18 protein-coding genes and 1 pseudogene are annotated in these 17545 nt (G+C 71.7%); 9 read left to right on the top strand and 10 right to left on the bottom strand.

Annotated elements, in window-relative coordinates:
* Positions 1-22 precede the first annotated feature (22 nt).
* Positions 23-577: a dihydrofolate reductase family protein gene (locus AB0946_RS31260; protein WP_366764027.1), complete on the top strand. Its 555-nt coding sequence runs from the start codon at positions 23-25 to the stop codon at positions 575-577.
* 215 nt (positions 578-792) lie between these two features.
* Here AB0946_RS31260 and AB0946_RS31255 read toward each other — a convergent pair whose 3' ends face one another.
* Both AB0946_RS31255 and AB0946_RS31250 read right to left on the bottom strand, forming a co-directional pair.
* Positions 793-1539 carry a phosphotransferase gene (locus AB0946_RS31255; RefSeq protein ID WP_366764026.1) on the bottom strand — a complete coding sequence of 249 codons (747 nt, stop codon included), beginning with the start codon at positions 1537-1539 and terminating at the stop codon, positions 793-795.
* Positions 1540-1809: 270 nt separating this feature from the next.
* The gene (locus AB0946_RS31250; RefSeq protein ID WP_366764025.1) at positions 1810-2568 is read right to left on the bottom strand and encodes an SDR family oxidoreductase; all 759 of its coding nucleotides are present in this window, start codon (positions 2566-2568) and stop codon (positions 1810-1812) included.
* A gap of 188 nt (positions 2569-2756) precedes the next feature.
* Between AB0946_RS31250 and AB0946_RS31245 the strand changes: the two genes are divergently transcribed.
* Positions 2757-3074: an ArsR family transcriptional regulator gene (locus AB0946_RS31245; protein ID WP_366764024.1), complete on the top strand. Its 318-nt coding sequence runs from the start codon at positions 2757-2759 to the stop codon at positions 3072-3074.
* A 164-nt stretch (positions 3075-3238) separates the two neighbouring features.
* On the opposite strand, the gene AB0946_RS31240 is transcribed toward AB0946_RS31245, so the two are convergent.
* A complete protein-coding gene (locus tag AB0946_RS31240; RefSeq protein ID WP_366764023.1) occupies positions 3239-5176 on the bottom strand; it encodes an AfsR/SARP family transcriptional regulator in 1938 nt (645 codons plus the stop codon).
* A 137-nt stretch (positions 5177-5313) separates the two neighbouring features.
* Here AB0946_RS31240 and AB0946_RS31235 point away from each other — a divergent pair, with 137 nt between their 5' ends.
* Together AB0946_RS31235 and AB0946_RS31230 are read left to right on the top strand one after the other, a co-directional pair.
* On the top strand, positions 5314-6192 hold the full coding sequence (locus AB0946_RS31235; protein ID WP_366764022.1) for an alpha/beta hydrolase: 879 nt from the start codon (positions 5314-5316) through the stop codon (positions 6190-6192).
* 278 nt (positions 6193-6470) lie between these two features.
* Positions 6471-6638 carry a hypothetical protein gene (locus tag AB0946_RS31230; RefSeq protein WP_366764021.1) on the top strand — a complete coding sequence of 56 codons (168 nt, stop codon included), beginning with the start codon at positions 6471-6473 and terminating at the stop codon, positions 6636-6638.
* A gap of 59 nt (positions 6639-6697) precedes the next feature.
* Here AB0946_RS31230 and AB0946_RS31225 read toward each other — a convergent pair whose 3' ends face one another.
* Positions 6698-7426 carry an SDR family oxidoreductase gene (locus AB0946_RS31225; RefSeq protein ID WP_366764020.1) on the bottom strand — a complete coding sequence of 243 codons (729 nt, stop codon included), beginning with the start codon at positions 7424-7426 and terminating at the stop codon, positions 6698-6700.
* A 75-nt stretch (positions 7427-7501) separates the two neighbouring features.
* Here AB0946_RS31225 and AB0946_RS31220 point away from each other — a divergent pair, with 75 nt between their 5' ends.
* The gene (locus AB0946_RS31220; protein WP_366764019.1) at positions 7502-7879 is read left to right on the top strand and encodes a MerR family transcriptional regulator; all 378 of its coding nucleotides are present in this window, start codon (positions 7502-7504) and stop codon (positions 7877-7879) included.
* A 28-nt stretch (positions 7880-7907) separates the two neighbouring features.
* Here AB0946_RS31220 and AB0946_RS31215 read toward each other — a convergent pair whose 3' ends face one another.
* Positions 7908-8036, bottom strand: coding sequence for a short-chain dehydrogenase/reductase (locus AB0946_RS31215; RefSeq protein WP_366764018.1), 129 nt, complete (start codon positions 8034-8036; stop codon positions 7908-7910).
* Positions 8037-8098: 62 nt separating this feature from the next.
* On the opposite strand from AB0946_RS31215, the pseudogene AB0946_RS31210 reads away from it, so the two are divergent.
* Positions 8099-8276, top strand: a pseudogene (locus AB0946_RS31210) (lamin tail domain-containing protein); the annotation flags it as partial.
* Between the two features lie 101 nt (positions 8277-8377).
* On the opposite strand, the gene AB0946_RS31205 reads toward AB0946_RS31210, so the two are convergent.
* Positions 8378-8500 (bottom strand): hypothetical protein, encoded by a 123-nt coding sequence (locus AB0946_RS31205; RefSeq protein ID WP_366764017.1) that lies wholly within the window; start codon positions 8498-8500, stop codon positions 8378-8380.
* 115 nt (positions 8501-8615) lie between these two features.
* Positions 8616-9221: an AAA family ATPase gene (locus AB0946_RS31200; protein ID WP_366764016.1), complete on the bottom strand. Its 606-nt coding sequence runs from the start codon at positions 9219-9221 to the stop codon at positions 8616-8618.
* 297 nt (positions 9222-9518) lie between these two features.
* Between AB0946_RS31200 and AB0946_RS31195 the strand changes: the two genes are divergently transcribed.
* Positions 9519-10160 carry a hypothetical protein gene (locus AB0946_RS31195; protein WP_366764015.1) on the top strand — a complete coding sequence of 214 codons (642 nt, stop codon included), beginning with the start codon at positions 9519-9521 and terminating at the stop codon, positions 10158-10160.
* A 76-nt stretch (positions 10161-10236) separates the two neighbouring features.
* Here the strand turns inward: AB0946_RS31195 and AB0946_RS31190 are convergent, their stop codons facing one another.
* A complete protein-coding gene (locus tag AB0946_RS31190) occupies positions 10237-10962 on the bottom strand; it encodes a dienelactone hydrolase family protein (RefSeq protein WP_366764014.1) in 726 nt (241 codons plus the stop codon).
* Between the two features lie 949 nt (positions 10963-11911).
* On the opposite strand from AB0946_RS31190, the gene AB0946_RS31185 reads away from it, so the two are divergent.
* Together AB0946_RS31185 and AB0946_RS31180 are read left to right on the top strand one after the other, a co-directional pair.
* A complete protein-coding gene (locus AB0946_RS31185) occupies positions 11912-14086 on the top strand; it encodes a discoidin domain-containing protein (protein ID WP_366764013.1) in 2175 nt (724 codons plus the stop codon).
* Between the two features lie 127 nt (positions 14087-14213).
* Positions 14214-15293, top strand: a complete 1080-nt coding sequence (locus tag AB0946_RS31180; RefSeq protein WP_366764012.1) for a DUF1996 domain-containing protein — start codon at positions 14214-14216, stop codon at positions 15291-15293.
* Positions 15294-15447: 154 nt separating this feature from the next.
* Here the strand turns inward: AB0946_RS31180 and AB0946_RS31175 are convergent, their stop codons facing one another.
* Positions 15448-16488, bottom strand: coding sequence for a LacI family DNA-binding transcriptional regulator (locus AB0946_RS31175; protein WP_366764011.1), 1041 nt, complete (start codon positions 16486-16488; stop codon positions 15448-15450).
* An 889-nt stretch (positions 16489-17377) separates the two neighbouring features.
* A complete protein-coding gene (locus AB0946_RS31170; protein WP_366764010.1) occupies positions 17378-17542 on the bottom strand; it encodes a hypothetical protein in 165 nt (54 codons plus the stop codon).
* Between the last annotated feature and the right edge of the window lie 3 nt (positions 17543-17545).

Below are 17545 nucleotides of genomic sequence, written 5' to 3'. Positions count from 1 at the left end.
CGGAACAAGTCATGGAGGAATCATGCGCAAGCTTGTCTCGGGTCTGTTCGTCTCGCTCGACGGTGTCGCCCAGTCGCCCAACGAGTGGCAGTTCGCGTTCGACGAGGAGATGGGCGCGGCGCTGGCCGGCACGCTGGAGACGGCCGACACGATCCTGCTGGGCGGGGTGACGTTCACCGAGTGGGCCGGGTACTGGCCGACGGTCACCAGCGGTGAGGACGCCGGTTTCGCGAAGTGGATCAACGAGTCGCCCAAGTACGTCGTCTCCTCCACGCTGGACAGCGTCGAGGACTGGGCGAACAGCACGCTGATCAGAGGCGACCTCGTGACCGCTGTCAACGAGCTCAAGTCGGGCGAGGGCAAGGACATCACCGTCGCGGGCAGCCCCACGCTGGTGCGCTCGCTCCTGGAACTCGACCTGCTCGACGAGCTCGTGCTGCTGATCCACCCGGTGGTGGCGGGCGAAGGCCGCAAGAAGCTGTTCACCGACGACGCCCCGATGAAGAGGCTCGAGCTGGTCGAGGCCCGGCCGACGAGCAGCGGAGTGATCATCGCGACCTACCGCCCCGCACGCTGAGCCCTGGAAACACGTGCCGAAGGGCGTACGGCACGGATTCGAGAACACGGGCGTGCACGCCGCCAGTGGTGGACGGTCCGTCCGTCGAGCACTGGTCGTAAGGCAACTCCGGCGTGTTTCTCGCCGCACCCGGGCCAAGTCCCTCCGGGCACCGTCTGGCCCGCGTTCGTCACCCTCGGCTGCGCCGGCTACGTGGCAGTCGGGCCGGCGCGGCCTCACATCCGGGATCTCAGCACGTCCACCTCACAGCCCGGCGCGAAGGGGTCGAAGCCGTGCTCGGTCAGCCAACGCACTGTCAGCAGGCTCCGCAACGACCACCACGCGCGGATCACGTCGAGGTCGACGTCGGTGCCGTACCCGGCGATGACGTCGTCGAGGTGCTCCTCGTGTCCGAGCGTGAAGGTGGCGAGGTCGTACAGGGCGTCGCCCTGGCCGGCCTCGGACCAGTCGATGATGCCGGCGACCTCGTCGCCGTCGACGAAGACGTGATTGATCTGCAGGTCGCCGTGCGTGAACGCCGGGGTCCATGGCCGGAACGCGGCCTCGGCGACCCGGCGGTTGCGGGTGACCAGGTCGGCGGGCAGGACGCCGTTCGTCACGAGCAGTTCGCACTCGCCGTCGAGTTCCGCCGCCAGCGCGGCGATGCTCCGGCCGGCCCGGCCCGGCCGGGACGGCAGCGGTGCGTCGTGGAGCGTCCGGATGGCGGCGCCCGCCGCGGCCCACGCCGCCGGCGACCCGGTCGACGGCCCGCCGAGGCGCCCAAGCGTCGTCCCCGGGAGTGCGGCGGTCGCCAGCACGGACGGCTTGCGCCACAGAACTTCCGGGGTCGGGACCGGCGCGAGGGACATCGCCTCGACCTCGGCATCGATGCGCGCCGGATCGGCGTCCACCTTCAGGAACACGTCACCGACCCGCAGAGTCGCACGCTCGGAATGGGCGACGACGACTTCGACCTCATCCATGGGCGACCAGTATCCCGGGACAATCGCCGACGTCTGCACCTGGGAGCGGGTTTTCACCGCCTTCATGGCTCAGGCCGGTGCCGAGGAGGATCCGGCCTGGGCGGTGTCGCGGCGGACTCCACGTCGCGCGGGCTCACCGGCATGTGGCCGTGGCCCGTACACAGGGGTCCCGGCGGGGGAGCCGGCCGAACTCCATGGCACCGGCCCAGGGCGGACCGACCACGAAGATCCACCCGGAACCGGCCCACGAGCGCCGACAGGGCAGGCGGATCAGACCAGTTCCAGCCCGCCGTCGATCGTGAGGATCTGGCCCGTGAGCCAGGTCGACGTGGGATCGGCGAAGCGAACGATCCAGGACGCCACTTCCTCGGGCTCACCTCGCCTGCCGAGAGGAATCTGTGCGGCCTGCTCCCTCTTGACCCTTGTCACCTCCTCCTCTGTGAGACCGCTCAAGGACAGTGCCTCGCTCTCCGTGGGGCCGGGCGCTATGGAGTTCACCCTGACCCCGTCCTTGGCCAGTTCGAGCGCCCAGGTACGTGTCAGCTGTTCCAGCGCGGCCTTGGAAGCCGCGTAGTGGGCGGCGCCGGGCTGCGGGCGGTGGCCGTAGGTGCTGGAGACGTTGATGATCGAGCCATGACTGCGGCGCAGATGGGGAAGTGCCGCCTGGGCGAGCATGGTGGGCGCGATGACGTTGAGGTCGAACAGATCGGTGATGCGCTCGCGTGTCAGCTCCTGGAGGGAGACGCGTGCGGTGGCGCCCGCGTTGTTCACCAGCACGTCCAGTTGCTTCCACCGGTCGATCGCCGCGCCGACGATCAGCTCGGGAGCCTGCTCCGAGCGCACGTCGACGGCGAGGGTCGCGATGTTGGAGTTGACGGCGGCGGTCTCTTCCAGGGCGGTCCGCCGTCGACCCACACCGAGGACGCGGGCCCCCGCCTCGGCCATCGCGATCGCCGTGGCTCGGCCGATCCCCGAGCCTGCGCCGGTCACGATCACGACGCGACCGCTGAGGGTGGGCTCAAGCTTCATGACGGTACTTCCTCACTTGGTGACAGGTGGTGGGACCGAGGCGAGGACCCAGCCGGGCATCGGCGCCCCGCTCCGCCCTCCTCGGTATCGCGCAGCCTGCGCGGGCGAGACAGCGCAGGAGGTTCCTGCGCGGCGCCGCACACACCACGATAATCGATAATCGTCGATGTTCGAAGTATGCTGGACTCATGCCCAGAGAACTGGCCCATCCCGACCTCGAAGCCGTCACCCTCGCGAAAGTGCTGTCAGCCCTCGGTGACCCCGTCCGCCTCTACGTCATGAACGTCATTGCGGACGGCAACGAACACACACGCAAGGACTTCGACGTGCGGCTCGCCCAGTCCACCTTCAGCCACCACATCAAGGTGCTGCGCGACGCAGGGCTCCTGCTGCAACGCATGGAAGGCACACGCTGCTACGTGTCCCTGCGTGAGGAAGCACGGGACAGGTTTGCCGCCGTACTCGACAGCGTCCTGGCCACGGACAGGGCCGAACGCGCGAAATGATCAGGTGATCCGGAACATCCGGCGGTCGGGGGGTCTTCGGCAGGCCATCCACCGGAAGGGCTCACGGCCCTCTCGGGCACATGTGAACGGACCGGTCCGGAGGTCCTGTCGCCCGGCCCGGGTGGCAGGAGCAGGTGTGCCGGCGGGGCCGCAGACGACGCCGGTCATCTCCCGCGGGCGCATGCCTCCGCCTCCGCCAGGTACCGCGCCACCGGCCCCAGCGTCACCATCCCGCTCGCCCCGCCCGCGTGTTCGGTGCGGGCGGGGCGCAGGGCCTGCGCGGCGCGGGCGGCGACCGGGCGCTCGCCGAGGCGGGCGGCGGCGTGGGCGGTCAGGCACCACAGGGCCTCCTGCATGTGATCGAGAGGTGGTTCGGGCGCCCTGGCGAGGGCAGTACGGGCCTCCTCGGCGCGGTTCCGGGCGAGCAGCACCAGGGGGTGCGTCCACGGGTGGTACGGGCCCCAGTCGAGGGCGGAGTCGGTGGGCGCGGGACGGTCGTGCAGGAGACGTAGGCCCAGGAGGGCGAGGGCGAACAGGCCCCGGTGCAGTCCCGGCATGCCCGCCGTCCCGGCGAGGGCGTCCTCGGCGACCCGGTAGTGCGCCGCGGCCGTGGCGGCGGGCGGTCCGCCCGGTTCGGCGCTGCGGGCGGCCGTTGCCCGGGCCCGGAACCAACCGGTGAGGACGGGAACGAGAGAGGCCTCGGTGCTGACGGCGAGCTGCTCGGCGGCCTCGGCGTGTGCGGTCGCGGCGTGGAGGTCGCCGAGGGCGGAGGCGGACTGCAGGCGGATGAGCCGGCCGAGCACGGCGAAGTTCGACAGCCCGTGGCGGGTGGCCAGGTCGAGGATCTCGGTGCCGATCACGTCCCGTGCCGCCGCGAGCCCGGGGCGGGTGAAGGACTGGAGGAACACGCCGTTGAGCGCGAACACCAGCAGGGCGGGGTCGCCCAGCTCCCGGGCCAGCGCCTCCGCCTCGCGCGCCGCCCGTCCCGCACGCCTTCGTTCGGTGCCGGACAGGTCGGCGCTGCGGCTCTCGACCGCGACGGTCGCCAGCAGCCGGGCGCGCAGTTCGGCGGGGCCGTCGGGACCGAGCGCACCGAGCGCACGCTCGGCCGCCGCGACGACGGCGCGGGACTGCTCGGGGTCGTCGGCCCGGCTCCACAGGGCAGGTACGTCGTAGGCGCCGATGACGCGGGCGGTCAGGGCGGTGTCTCCGGTGCGCTCCGCGGCCCGGGCGGCGGCGAGGCGGTCGCGCCGCGAGTGGACGAGGGCGTCACCACCGGCCAGGGCCAGGGTGCGTGCCAGTTCGACGGTGGTGCGCGGGCCGAGCCGTACTCCGGCGGTCCACACGGTACGCGCGGGCTGGAGCGTCGTGACTCCGTGGAGGATGTCCGTCTCCAGGCGCCGCAGGTCGGCACCGGGGTCGAGTCCGAGCTGGTCCGCGAGCATCGTGCGGGCGCGGCGGAGGGTGGCCAGCGCGTCCGCCTGACGGCCCGCCCGGTGCAGTGCGCGGGCCAGCAGCCCCCAGGCGGGCTCGCGCCAGGGGTGTTCGGTGACGTGGGCGCCCAGTTCGGCGACCAGCTCGGCTCCCGCACCGGAGTCGAGGAGGAGGCGGGCGCGCAGCTCCACCCCCTCCAGCCTCAGCTCCTCCAACCGGGTCCGCTCGCGCTGGGCCCAGGCGGAGCCGGTCACGTCGGCGTAGGCGAGGCCGCGCCAGGCCGCGAGAGCCGCTTCGAGGTCGGTCAGCGCATCGGGTGTACGCCGGGCGCGGGCCAGGGCGTCCTCGAACCGGTGGACGTCCACGTCGTCCCGCGGGAGGCGCAGCACGTAGCCGGGGCCTTCCGTGACGAGGACGCGCGGCGGAGTGCGCGGCGGCCGGTCGGGTTCGATGGCGCGGCGCAGCGCGGCGACGAACGTGCGCAACGCACCCACGGCGCGCATCGGCGGCTCGGCCCACAGGTCGTCCACGAGGGTGTCGGTGGCGACCATCCGTCCCCCGGCGGCGACGAGCCGGGCGAGCACCTCGCGGTGGCGGGGCCCGCCCAGGTCCACCGGTGTGCCGTCATCGCGGGAGGCCCGTACGGCACCGAGCACGTCGATTCGCATGCCCTCCATCTTCCGTGCCGCGGGTCCGCGAGGTCGAAGCGTACTGATCGGCTGCTGATCGCCGTGGCCCACGCTGATCCGGTCAGTCCCCGGACCAAGGCTTTCATCGGTCCGCCGACCCCCCGAAAGGGCCTTCCATGACGCTCACCATCCCCGGTTTCGACCACGTCCGTCTGCCCGGCACGGACGGCGTGGAGCTGGCGGCCGCCGTCGGCGGCGGCGGCAGCCCGGTCGTGCTGCTGCACGGCTTTCCGCAGACCCACCTGATGTGGCGGCACGTCGCCGAGCGGCTCGCCGGCGAGCACACGGTGATCTGTCCCGACCTGCGCGGCTACGGCGCCAGCGACAAGCCGGCGGCCACCGGCCCCGAGGTGTACTCCAAGCGCACCATGGCCGCCGACGTCGTCGCCCTGGCCGCGGCTCTCGGCCATGAGCGCTTCGCCCTGGTCGGCCACGACCGGGGCGCCCTGGTCGCCTTCCGGGCGGGACTGGACCATCCCGAGACCCTCACACACCTCGGCATCCTCGACGTCCTGCCGACGCTGGACATGTGGGACGTCCTGCGCGGCGTCCCGGCGGCGGTCGGCTACCACCTGTTCCTCATGGCGCAGCCGCCGGGGCTGCCGGAGACGATGATCGCCAACAGCGCGGACGCCTACTTCGGCTCCTTCCTCGACGCGTGGGCCGGCGATCCGGCCGCCATGCCGGAACCGGTCCGGGCCGCGTACCTGCGGGCGAGCGCCGCGGCCGTGCCGTCGATCGTCGCGGACTACCGGGCCTCGGCGGGCATCGACGTCACACACGACCAGGCGGACCGGGACGCCGGTTCCCAGCTGGCCATGCCCGTGACGGTCGTCCAGCAGGACTGGGGCGTGCGACTGGGCTACGACGCCGCCGCGGTCTGGCACGCGTGGGCACCGGACCTGGACCACCGGCTCACGAGGGCGGGACACTTCATGGCGGAGGAGGCGCCCGACGAGATCACGGGGGCGATCCGAGACCTGCTGCTCCGCTGAGCCCGCCGACCGGGCCACGGCCGGCAGCGGGCGAGCCCCGCGTTCCCGGCGCCGGACCGGTACCGCGATCCGGCGACCGCCGACCAGGCCGCCTCCCTCTGTAACGTACGGAACGGAGCCGTTCCGTACCTGACGGTAGCAGCCGAATCGCCATGGCCCCTCACGTTCCCTCGCGGGATGAGTCTGCGGCTACGGCAGCGCCGTGCCCCTCGTGCTGCTTCCCCTCCCGTCCAAGTCGCGGAACCTCTTCCCTTGCTGTCAGGTTCGGGACCCACGAGATGGCTGACATGCCTCCCGTCCGGCGGCGAGTGCGCGCCTTCCTGGCCGATCGCGGGGTGCGGAACGACGTTCTCGACGATGCGCTGCTCGTCGTCTTCGCACTGCTCAACGCGTTCCTCGAAGCCCGGCTGCCCCACCGAGACCGGCCTGCCGTCAGACCCGCCTGAGGAGTTCGGGAGACCGATGGAGAGGCAGCCGACTGGAGTCCTTGGGGCCCGAGGAGCCCTCAGACCGCCATCAGCTCCGCCAGGGCGCGGTCCATCGCGGCGTTGAACTCTTCCGGCGTCAGGGGGAGACGGGACTTGACATCCCGGCTCCACTGGTCGGCGAGGACCTCGGCGGAGCCCGCCTCCACACCGTCGAGCGCCGCGTCGGCCAAGTCCGACGGAGCGATCTTGTCCACGGGCCAGCCCGCGGCCATGTCGGTGTCGGCCAGGCCGAGGTGCACCGCTGTGACGAGCGTGCCCTGTTCGGCGAGCTCCAGGCGGACGCCGTTGGTCATGGCCCAGGCGGCGGCCTTGGACAGGTGATAGGCACCGGCGCCTCTGCCTCCGAACCACGACATGGCGGAGAGGACGTTGACGATCGCGCCGCCGCCGTTCCCGGCGAGCGTCGGCGCGAACGTCCGGATCATTTCCAGGTGTCCGAACATGTTGGTCTCCAGCTCGTGCCGGACCGCGTCCAGCGAACCGGTCACCAGGTCGGTCCCCGTACTGACTCCCGCGTTGTTGATGAGGAGCGAGACGTCCGGGGCGGCCTCGGCGGCGGCCCTCACGGATGCGGGATCGGCGATGTCGAGGGACAGCACCTCGGCCCCGGGCAGGTCCACGGTCTCCGGGCGGCGGGCCGTCGCGTAGACCTTGCGGGCGCCCCGCTCGAGCAGGCGCTGGGCGAAGGCACGGCCCAAGCCGCGGTTGGCTCCGGTGACAAGGGCGACGGAGTTGTTGATATCCATGTCCGGTACGCTAAAACCTGACGTTAACGTCAGAGGCAAGTGCCGGCCGTCAGAGTCAGGGTGAGAGGAATCACCATGTCTGTCACAGCGGACGCGACCGAGCGGTTGATCCGCATCGGTGAGGTGGCACGGGGGGCCGGCGTCTCGGTGCGCGCCGTGCGCTACTACGAGCAGCAGGGGCTGCTCACCGCTGAGCGCAGCCCGTCCGGCCAGCGCCTGTACCGGCAGGAGGCCATCCCGCTGGTCCGCTTCTTCCAGCAGATGTTCGCCGCCGGCCTGACCAGCCGAAGGATCAGCGAACTCCTTCCGTGCTGGGACTCCGGGCACACCGACGCCGACCAACGAGCCATGCTGCGCGTCGAGCGCGAGCGCATCCAGGCCAAGATCGAAGATCTGGAAGCCGCCCGGGACCGCCTCGACGAGGTCATCGCGATCACGGACACGCACCCGTAGGCGCGGCCCGGCCAGACGTCTTCTGGCGTCACCGGGAGTTGCCCGCGCTGAGCGGGCTGTCCAGGCCGATCCGGCGGAAGAAGTCGGTGCGGATGCGGCCGACGACCGCGCGGACGGCTTCGCTGCCATCACCGCCGGGGTCCACGCGGGTGTGCACAGGCCAAGTGCCGTGCTCTCTCGCGACAACTCGCGCGATGGCGTCAGCGACCTCGGCCGCGTCAGAACGGCCACACGTGCACCGTCGAGCACTACCGGCTGAACGGCCGCGCCACGGTCCGCGTTCACACGGGGATCGGCCGCGGCATCAGGGCGAACCTGTATCAGGACCGGGCGGGCGTACGTGTGGGACAACCACTCCGACACCGCGACTGCCCCCGACCCACACGGCGGCAGATGACGCCAGCGCATGAGCTCGCCTGCCTGCGCCAGCTCCCGCACCGCCGCCCGTCTCACCATGGTCATCGACAGCCGCCTCCCTTCCGGTGACCTGCGCCCGGGTCAGGGGGCCGACGTGCTGTGGGTGGCCGGGGCCGGCTGGTCGTCGTCCTCGCCCGAGGAGGCGAACCAGGCGCCGACGGCCACGACGGCGGCCACCACCGCCCCGGCCACGCCGACAGTCACCCGGCGCCGCCGCACCGCGGCCCGGTGGGCGTCGCGACCGGTCTCGGGGGCCGGCCGCGACACCCTCACCCCGGAGGGCACTCACAGGGCAGACCGTGCCTGGGCCGGAATCCGCTCAGAGTTCGCGCTCATAGGCGCAGTTGGGTGCCGTCGAGGGCTGCTCGCCGTCGGCCAGGTAGCGCCGTCGCAGGCGGGTGAAGGCGTTGGGGCGGGGGAGCTGTGGGAGAAACTGCTTGATGCGCTGTGCGCATTCGCGCGGGCTCATCGTGCTGGTGTCGCACTCCAGGTCGTAGTCGCCGTGGCGATGAACCAGGCCGTACTGGTGCTTCGCCAGGCCCGAGGGACGGTCGCCCCGGGCCTGCTCACGGCGTGCCAGTTCATCCAGCGGGCAACGGACGCCGACGAAGAGGACGTCCTCAGGGCGCAGGACCGTCAGACAATCGAGCAGCCGCCACGGCTCGCTCAGCACATGGTCGACCACGATGTCATTGCCGGCCTGGGCCATGGCTGCGATCGAGCGGTGGAAGCCCATCCGGGTACGCCGCAGCGCGGCGTCGAGCTCCTCCGCCTCGAGCTCGCGCTTGCTGCGCATCGCGTTGAAGGCATCGACCGCCAGGTGGAAGTAGACGCCGTCGTCCAGGATGTCCAGAAGCTCCCGTGCGATGCTCGACTTCCCTGAGCTGGATGTGCCGTTGAGGAAGATGATCTGACCAGGTGTCATTCCCGCATGGTCACACGACGTCGCCGCGTTGCCGCGTCGCCGCGTCGCAGGGTTGTGAGGCGGGTCGTGTGGGAGAGGCCGGGGCGCGGGCGGTGTCATCGTGCGGGGTGCCGCCGCCGGCCCTCGGTGTCGTAGTGGCCCAGCAGCAGTGTGTATGCGACTGCCACCCGGTTTCCCGAGGAACCCGGCCCGCTGGTGACCGGCCGTGATCGCCAGCGGTGTGCGACCCCAGGACGAGCTCCTCGCCTTCACCGACCACGGCCAGGGACCCTTCGCGTCCGCTGATAGGTTCCATCGGTGAGCGAGAGACTACCCAGCGGCGGCGTCGAACTGTCACCCGACGAGATCGAAGCCCTCCCCGCCAGGTGGTCGTCATGCTGGACGCCGAGTGAGGTCGCGCAGCGGTTGGCCGGGATCAGTGCGCCCTGGTACGTGGCCGCGGGCTGGGCGCTGGACTTGTTCCGTGGCACGCGGACGCGTGCTCATGGAGACATCGAGATCGCGGTTCCGGCCGCGAGCTTTCCCGAGGTCCGCCACCGCTTCCCCGGATACGTCTTCGACGCCGTAGGAAGCGGCCGGATCTGGGAGGACGCCACACCGGAGGCGCTGGCCGCCGTGCACCAGACGTGGCTCCGCGATCCGGCCACCGGAAACTACCTGCTCGACGTGTTCCGCGAACCGCACGACGGTGACACCTGGATCTGCCGACGCGATGAGAGCATCCGGCTTCCCTACGGCGACATCGTCCATCACACACAAGACGGCATCCCGTATCTGGCGCCCGAACTGGTCCTGCTGTTCAAGGCCAAGCATGCCCGCCAAAAGGATCAGGCAGACTTCGAGGCGACCGTTTTGCACATGACCTCGGCTCAGCGTGAGACCCTGGCCGGGCTCCTCGCCCGGGTGCACCCGGGACACCTCTGGCTCGCGGGCCTGTAGCCGGCGGTTCACTGGTGCGACCGCCTGAGAGCCTGTGCAGAAACCCCCTCTGCGCACATCGTGGTCGCCGACCAGATCACTCCGTTGTGGGCAGGCACTCGGCGAGCAGGTCGACGACGTCCCGCCAAGCTCGCTGCGCGTGCCGCGGGTGGTAGCCGACGCCGGGAAGCACGATGTGGTCGACCGGTGGGTGATGGAAGGCGTGCAAGGCGCCGCCGTAGACCACGAGGCGCCAGTCGACGCCCGCGGCCTGCATCTCGGCAGAGAACGCTTCCCGTTGCGCGGGCGGCATGATCGGGTCTTCCGACCCGACCCCGGCCCACACCGGGCAGTGAATGCGCGCCGTCTCGCCTGGTCGGCCCGTGGTCAGTCCGTTGACTGTCGCGATCGCTCGCAGGTCGGCGCCGTCGCGCCCGAGTTCCAGCGCGATTGCGCCCCCGGTGCCGTAGCCGACGGCGGCGATCCGGTCCGGGGCGGTCCGCGGCTCGGCGCGGAGCACGTCGAGCGCCGCATGGCCGATGCCCCGCATCCGGTCGGGGTCGGCGAGCAGCGGCGTGCAACGGGCCAGCATCTCCTCAGGGTCGGCCAGATAGCGCCCGCCGTGGAGGTCGAAGGCCAGGGCCACGTAGCCCAGCTCGGCGAGCGCATCGGCCCGGCGGCGCTCGACGTCGCTGAGCCCCACCCCCTCGGGCCCGACCAGGACCGCGGGCCGGCGGCCGGTACCGGCCGGGAGCGCGAGATGCCCGATCATCGTCAGGCCGTCGGCCGCGTACTCGATCGTGCGCGTTGTCACCGTCGTCATGAGCCTGGACTGTAGCGATCGTGGAGCCCGGTCGGGCCGGTGCTCTGCCGCTGGCAGAAGGCAGGTCTCCGGCGTAATCCGGAACCACCCCGCCGGCGGTCGGGCTCAGATCCTGTGAACGAAACGCCCTCCGTCCTGAGGACGGCTGGAAGGCACCCCCCCGACGGAGCATCGGTGTCCACACCGCCGAACCCGGCACACCAACCACGGCCGGACTCGGACTGCTGCCAGGACGCCCCCTGGGGCAATTTCTTAAATAAAGCCGAAAGAAAAGGGGTCCGACTCCTTGACCCCGGGATGACCGCCGGGCATGGTCGGGAGAGCGCTCTCCCAGTCCCGCACGCCCCCCCAACTCCGCTCCCGAGGAGACGACTTCGTGTCCGCTCTCGGTACCAGCGCAGCGATGCCGCAACGCAGAGGACGCCCCGCCCGGGCCCGCGGCGCCAACGGCCGGTGCTCTCCCCTTCACCCTGGTCGGCGTTCTGCTCGCGCTTCTCCCGGACACCGCCGCACAGGACGCTCCCGTGCTCCCGGCGCGGGGCAAGCCCGTCACGGCGCCGAGCGAGGAACACTCCACGACGCCCTGGTGGTCGTGCCGGGCGGCAACGGCCGGTACGAGCACGTCGGCGACAGCGCGGGGGCATCCGCCCTCGGATCCCTCCGCCGCCCCGTCGACCGCCGTTCCCGCCCCTGACCCCACGCCCTGTTCCGCGTCACCCCGTACCCGGGCCGCCACGACCCCCCTTCGGGCCGGACCGGCCTGCCCCGCACCGCGGCCCGCGGGGACAGCAACTCCCGTACGGCGCGCACATGGACGCCCTGCTCCGCAGGAGCGTGGCCGACGCATCCCCACACCGCCAACCGGTTCAGGGGGCCGAGAAGGACGGCCCCTCCGGCACCACGTCCTGTCCTCGGCGACCCCACCGCACCCGACCCGTCAGGAGCACCGTTGTCCAGACCGGCTACCACCCCCTCCCTCCGCCGCCGTGCGGCCGTTCCCTTCGTCGCTCTCGGCGCCCTCCTCGCCTCCTCGCTCACCGTGGCGCTCGCCCCCGGCGCGCACGCGGCCGACACCCTCCTGTCCCAGGGCAGGCCCGCCACCGCCTCCTCACAGGAGGGCGACGGCTACGCGGCCGCAGCCGCCGTGGACGGTGACCTCACCCGGACCCGGTGGGCCAGCCAGTGGAGCGACCAGCAGTGGTTCCAGGTCGACCTGGGCCAGGTGTCGAACCTCAGCCGCGTGGTGCTGACCTGGGAGTCGGCCTACGGCAAGGACTACGAGATCCAGGCGTCCGACAACGGCAGCGACTGGCACACCCTGAAGAAGGTGACCGGCGGCGACGGCGGCACCGACGACCTCACCGTGTCCGGGAGCGGCCGCTACGTCCGGATGCAGGGCCTGGCCCGGTCCGGCGGATACGGGTACTCGCTGTGGGAGTTCCAGGTCTACGGCTCCGCCGGCGGCACCACACCGCCCCCCGCCCCGGGCGCCGTGAAGGTCGAGGGCGGCCAGGGCAACTGGCGCCTCACCGTGGGCGGCCAGCCGTACACCGTCAAGGGGGTCACCTGGGGCCCGGCGGTCTCCGATGCGCCCAGGTACCTGCCGGACGTCAGGGCCATGGGCGCCAACACGATCCGCACCTGGGGCACCGACGGTTCGAGCAAGGCACTGCTGGACGCCGCGGCGTCCAACGGGATCCGCGTCATCAACGGCTTCTGGCTCCAGCCCGGCGGCGGGCCGGGCGCCGGAGGCTGCGTCGACTACGTGACCGACACCGCGTACAAGAGCACCATGCTCACCGAGTTCGCCAAGTGGGTGGACGCCTACAAGAGCCACCCGGCGACGCTGATGTGGAACGTCGGCAACGAGTCGGTCCTCGGTCTCCAGAACTGCTACGGCGGCACGGAACTGGAGGCCCAGCGCAACGCCTACACGAGCTTCGTCAACGACGTCGCCAAGAAGATCCACGGCATCGACCCCGACCACCCGGTCACCTCCACCGACGCGTGGACCGGCGCCTGGCCGTACTACAAGCGCAACGCGCCCGACCTCGATCTGTACGCGGTGAACTCGTACAGCAACGTGTGCAAGGTCCGGCAGGACTGGATCGACGGGGGGTACACCAAGCCGTACATCGTCACCGAGACCGGACCGGCCGGCGAGTGGGAGGTGCCCGACGACGCCAACGGCGTCCCCGACGAGCCGACCGACGTGCAGAAGGCGGACGGGTACACCAAGGCCTGGAACTGCGTCACCGGCCACCAAGGCGTGGCCCTGGGCGCCACCCTCTTCCACTACGGCACCGAACACGACTTCGGCGGCGTCTGGTTCAACCTCGTCCCCGACGGGCTGAAGCGGCTGTCGTACTACGCCGTCAAGAAGGCGTACACCGGCTCGGCGTCCGTCGGGAACACGCCCCCGGTCATCAGCGGCATGACCGTCTCCCCGGCCTCCTCCGCACCGGCCGGCGGCGACTTCACCGTGCACGCCGACGTCCGTGACCCCGATGGTGACGCGGTCACGTACAAGGTGTTCCTCAGCGGCAACTACGCGAACGGGGACAAGCGGCTCGTCGAGGCGCAGTGGCGCTCGACCGGGAACGGGAACTTCACGGTCACCGCACCCCAGAGACTCGGCGTGTGGAAGGTCTACGTGCAGGCCGAGGACGGGCACGGCAACGCCGGCATCGAGACCAGGTCCGTCAAGGTCGTCGCCCCGCCGGTGAGCGGGACCGACCTGGCGCTGAACCGGCCCGCGACCGCCTCCTCCTCCCAGCAGTCCTACGGCGACTGCCCCTGCACCCCGGCCCTGGCCGTCGACGGCCGCGCGGACACCCGCTGGGCCAGCGACTGGAGCGATCCGCAGTGGTTCCAGGTGGACCTCGGCGCCCCCAAGGCCCTGCGCAGGCTTCAGCTCGTCTGGGACCCCGCCTACGCCAAGTCCTACGAGGTGCAGGTGTCCGACGACGCGAACACCTGGCGCCCGGTGTACTCCACGACCGCCGGCGACGGTGACGTCGACACCCTCGACGTCTCGGCCACCGGCCGCTACGTGCGCCTCCAGCTGACGGCACGCGGTACGGGCTGGGGCTACTCCCTGCACGAACTGGGGATCTACGGCTGACGGCTGTGCCCCGGACGACGGTGACGGAACCTCCGCGGCGTTCCGCCGCCACCGCACCGAACGCACCACCCGCGTGTCACGCCCGTGTGCGCGGGCCCTCTTCCCACCCCACGGGCAGGAGACCCTCATGAGATCGAGTCCGAAACGACTCCCCGCACTCCTCCTCGGCACCGCCCTCCTCGCCGGTGTCCTGGGCGTCGGCACCATCTCCGCCGCCGGTGACAGCCGCGAGGTTCCCGCAGCCGCGGCCGCGCACACCGGGCACGTGATGGCCGCCTCCACCCAGGCGTCCGGCGACGACCCGGACGGCGACGGCTACATACCGGCCGTGCCGCAGGTCACCGGCGTCACACCGTCCACGAAGACCCCGCCGCCACGCTACTTCCACGAGTTCCAGGCCAACTGCTCGGTCACGCACACCGCTCCGGACGACCCGATCGTCTACCCGGGCCAGCCCGGCAAGTCCCACGACCACACCTTCATGGGCAACACCTCGACCGACGCGGGCAGCACCACGGCCTCCCTCTACGGCGGCGCCACCACCTGCAAGGCACCCGCCGACGCCTCGGGATACTGGATGCCCTCGCTGTACAAGGGCGACCAGAAGATCCTGCCCGTCGGCCCCCAGACGATCTACTACAAGGCCGGCGTCACCGACTACACCAGCGTGCGGCCCTTCCCCAGGGGCCTGCGGTTCGTGGTGGGCGATCCGATGCAGAGCGCCGACCAGTTCCGCCACCACCGCGGCTTCGTCGAGGGCTGGGAGTGCGGCGACAGCTACTTCAACACCGACATCCCCACGAGCTGCCCGGACCGGGCCGACGTACAGCTCAACATCCGTTTCCAGGCACCCAGTTGCTGGGACGGGAAGTACCTCGACACACCGGACCACAGGAGCCACATGGCGTACCCGGTCGTCAAGCCCGGGACCAACGACAACATGTGCCCCGACGACCATCCGGTGGCACTGCCGATGATCGAGTTCAAGATGGCCTTCCCGGTCAACGGCGACATGTCCCAGGTGCACCTGGCGAGCGGACGCGGCTACTCCTTCCACTACGACTTCTTCAACGCGTGGGAGGAACGCACGCTCAAGGCCATGGTCGACCACTGCATCGTGGGCGGCCTCCAGTGCGACGCCCGCGGCTACGACCAGACACACCCGGAAGCCGGTGCGGCCCTGAACACGGACTACCGGCTGCCCTGACCGCCGGTGCCGCCCTCGGCCCGGCCGGTCCCGCGCACCGCGGGGCCGGCCGGACCCCGGGCGTTGACGGGGGGCGACACCGCCCGGCACCACCCGGGGCCGGGCGATGGACGGCCCCGCAGGCGTCGGTGCCCGGTTCCGCCCTCAGTCCCCGTCACGCGGTCTCCCGCACGACCAGTTCCGGCTCGAAGAGGACACACGTCGGATCGGTACGGTTCCGGCGAACATGTGCGTCGAGGAGGCGGGCCATCTCCGCCGCCATCTGCTCGACCGGCTGGCGCACCGTCGTCAGCGGCGGAGTGCAGGACCGGGCGACCCCCGAGTCGTCGAAGCCGATCACCGCGACGTCCTCGGGCACCCGTCTGCCCCGCTCACGGAGCAGCCGGCAGACGCCCTGGGCCATGAGGTCGTTGGCGGCGAACACGCCGTCCACATCCGGGTGTTCGGCGAGCAGCCGCTCCATGGCGGCGATACCGCTGTCGACGGTGAAGCCTCCCTCGGCCACCGGCACGTGCGGACGGCCGCCACGGGCCAGCGCGTCGCGGAAACCCGCCAGCCGCTCCCGGCTCGCCGGCAGGGCCAGCGGGCCGGTCACGGTGGCCGGTCTGCGGCAGCCGCGGGCGAGGAGGCGCTCCGCCGCGAGCCGTCCGCCGTGCCGGTGGTCCAGGTCCACGTAGCTCAGTGGGACCTCGCCTGCCGGGCGGGCGAACAGCACGGTGGGCAGCTTCGCCTCGGCCAGCAGCGCGGGCAACGGATCGTCGGCGTGGGTGGAGACGACCAGCGCGCCGTCGGCACGGCCCTGCCGCAGGTAGGTCAGCACCTCCTGCCGGTCCTCGGGCGACTCGGCGAACATCAGCACCGGGTACATGGAGCGTGGCCGCAGGAAGCCGACGATCCCCGAGACCACCCTTCCGAAGAAGGGGTCGGCGAAGGTCCGGGCGACGAAGGCCTCCTGGGTCTCCCGGGAGAGGTCCCCGGCTCCGGACACCACGAGCGCCACCGTCTCGGCGCGCCGGGTCACCAGCGACCGGGCGGCCCGGTTGGGGGCGTAACCGGTCCGCTCGATCGCGCGGTGCACCAGCTTCTGGATCGCCGGGTCCACGTTGCGGACACCGTTGACGACCCGGGAGACGGTCGCCCGGGAGACGCCCGCCTCACGGGCGACGTCCTCCAGCGTCGGGGCCTGGTTGCTCATGCCCGCACCTTAACCGCGCCCCGGAAACACCGAGTAGAGCGCCTCACCATGGCGGGCGCCCTCGCTTCGCGGCGCGCAGCGGTACCCGACGGTTCGGCATCGGCTCTGCGCCACGGCGCGACCGCCGACGCCGAACAGGCCGGTACCTGCGCCCCGGGCGCCGGCCGGATCAGGTCGGTGGCCACCTCGCCGCCGCGCCGGGCCATGCGACCAGGGCACGGTGAACCACTCGGCCGTCTCGGTCCTGACCTCGGCCGCCCGAGGCGGAGCCGCGCGGTGGTGACGCCCGTCCCGGCAGGTGTCCCGCATGGCGCGGTCCCCTCGCCCACCGAGCGCCGGCGGACGGCCGAGCGGGCCGGCCGGCACCCGTACGGGCGCGTTGCCGGACGCCGTGCCCGGGGGTCGGCGTGGGCCGTCGCCCGCACAGGTACGCGGTCGGGTAGTCCTCAGCCACGGCCCGTCCTGCCCTGCTCGGTCGCATCGACGAGCGCCCCCGGGGTGAGCCGTGAGAGGGTGCGGTGCCATGCGCGAGAGGGGGAAACGTGGGGCTGACCTACGGCTACGACATCTGTCTGAGTCCTCGGAACGTCGCCAGGGCATTGGCCAATCCGGCCGCGCCGGCGCCACCGGCCCGTGCCGTGCCGCCGCTTGAGATCACCCTGCCCGACGGTGAGCGGCTCGTCCCCCCGTTCACGTCCCACTTCGAGAGCGAGCCGGTCGACCGCTCCACGCACAGCACGCTCGCGCTCGACATGTCCCTCATGTTCGACGCCGATGACGCACTGCGCGACTACGCGCAGACGGGCGGTATCGAACCCCAGGCCGACGGGCGCGTCCAGATCGGGTACATCTACGCGACGGTCCGGTTCGAGTCCCTTCCGCATCCTGGCTACGCGTCGTTGGAGTGCTGGCCGGCGACGTCGGGGATGAGCCGCTTGTTCGCGCGGTCGGCCGGCATCAGGAAGGCGTTCACCGACCTCACCGCCGACAGCGGGCGCGTGTGCTGCCTGTTCGACACCGGCGACGGCGCCCCGGCGGCGGGGGCGGCATTCACGTC

The sequence above is a fragment of the Streptomyces sp. NPDC046870 genome (assembly GCF_040704595.1).
In the GTDB taxonomy this organism is placed as follows: Bacteria; Actinomycetota; Actinomycetes; order Streptomycetales; family Streptomycetaceae; genus Streptomyces; species Streptomyces argyrophylli.
Note: the sequence above shows the minus strand (reverse complement) of the source record. Positions and strands in the feature narration are given on the sequence as shown.